General features: G+C 30.3%; 1 pseudogene. It reads left to right on the forward strand.

Going from position 1 to position 287, the window contains the following annotated elements:
• Positions 1-287, forward strand: a pseudogene (locus WFZ86_RS20250) (SAM-dependent DNA methyltransferase); the annotation flags it as partial.

Raw genomic sequence — 287 nt, forward strand, 5'->3', positions numbered from 1 at the left:
AGAAATATGGTTTTATGACTATAGAACAAATGTGCACCATACCCTAAAAAAGCAAGTATTAAAATATGAAAACTTGAAATCATTTGTGGAATGTTACCATGAAACAGATAGAAATCTCACTAATGAGACTTGGGGTAAGGATAATAAAAAGGGAAGATTTAGAAAATATTCATATGCTGAGTTGATAAACAGGGATAAAACTAATTTTGATATATTTTGGTTAAAGGATGATAGTCACGTTGATTTAGATAGTTTGCCGGAACCTGAATTATTAGCTCAAGAGATTC

Source organism: Flavobacterium polysaccharolyticum (assembly GCF_038739875.1).
Taxonomy (GTDB): domain Bacteria; phylum Bacteroidota; class Bacteroidia; order Flavobacteriales; family Flavobacteriaceae; genus Flavobacterium; species Flavobacterium polysaccharolyticum.